This is a genomic window from Pseudomonas caricapapayae (assembly GCF_001400735.1).
Lineage (GTDB): Bacteria > Pseudomonadota > Gammaproteobacteria > Pseudomonadales > Pseudomonadaceae > Aquipseudomonas > Aquipseudomonas caricapapayae.
Window position 1 is genome coordinate 1 of the sequence record NZ_LJPW01000050.1, and the last position, 1,181, is coordinate 1,181.

Genomic DNA, 1,181 nt, shown 5'->3' on the forward strand with positions numbered 1-1,181 from the left:
TAGTTCGGCGAGATAGACATCGCTGTATCGCTGGCGATGTTGGTCACCTCGTACCAGCCGCCATCAGGCCCGCGAAACCCATCGCCTACCCGACTGTTTGCAATAAACGCTGTGCCGCTACCGATCACAGCGTTCGAATTTTGGGTGACGGAAACCGTCCCGGCTTTATACCAAGGCATTTAAACTCCTACTTTCAAGCGCCTTGATTTAGGCGGTAAGTTTTGCACAAAGAAACGGGCGATGGCCCTGATCTGTCCAAGCTGTTGTTGCAAGGCTGTAAAGCATTATTTTTGAATTAGTGTAATCGACGCCGATGGCACAGCCCCCGCCGCTTGCCCCGTTATGGCAATGAAAGGCGAAGGAGTTTATGGATATAAATTCGCCAACCCCGAGCGCTTTATCAATGCTCCACCTGTAACGCTGACCAACGCTTAGTTGCTCGCTGCCCACATATGTCCAGTTACCAGCAGCAAACGTGACGACGACTGGCGGTGCCCCGCTGTCATATACAAGCTCGCCGCCCGGCCCCCAAATACGCATGCCGAATGACGCTGTACCCATTGATGCCCATGCGGCAATGAAGTATTGACCGCTCAGCGTGCTCTGGACGTTTGAAGCCTTCATTGCGAAGCCTGTCCAGTTGCCGGGCCCGCCAGTGAACCACACCGATATCGGCACCTGAACGATGCCGTTTTGGTCAGGCCTGATGAACACCAGCGGCGGGTCAGCACTTGTTACCGCGCGCGGAAAGGTGACATTTGCGTTTGTTGTTCCTGAATAACTGCCCTTCGTGAGCACGCAGAGCCGAGGCGTTTCGGAATCAATCTGCACGAAAGAGCTATCGTTAATGCTGATAACGCCGAAACTCATACTTTGAACCTCACTGCGTATCCTTTAGCGACAATGCGCGTCTGGTTGGTGTTGGCGAGATTTGCATATGGATTGGCCGACCTCAACACTACCTGGCCAGCGGATGTGGTCACGTAGGGATAGGACTTGGTGTTGCCGGTGGCATCGCCCTCGGCAGACTGAATGTCCTGCGCCCTTGTGGGGATGACCATAAAGACGCAGTTCGCCGGATCAAAGCCAGGGATGCTAAGCGTGATTACCTTTGCCGTTGATCCGGACGTGTCACTGAAATCAATCACCCCCTGCCAAATAACCTGATAAGTGAACGTGGT

At 53.8% G+C, this 1,181-nt stretch carries 2 protein-coding genes and 1 pseudogene; all 3 read right to left on the reverse strand.

The genetic code is table 11. From position 1 onward, the window contains the following. Positions 1-179, reverse strand: a pseudogene (locus ALO80_RS06775) (tail fiber domain-containing protein); the annotation flags it as partial. Between the two features lie 28 nt (positions 180-207). Beyond that, positions 208-870 (reverse strand): hypothetical protein, encoded by a 663-nt coding sequence (locus ALO80_RS06780; RefSeq protein WP_055008390.1) that lies wholly within the window; start codon positions 868-870, stop codon positions 208-210. Further along, positions 867-1,181, reverse strand: a 315-nt coding sequence (locus tag ALO80_RS06785; RefSeq protein ID WP_055008391.1) for a hypothetical protein, incomplete at its 5' end; no start/stop codon positions are given. The genes ALO80_RS06785 and ALO80_RS06780, both read right to left, overlap by 4 nt.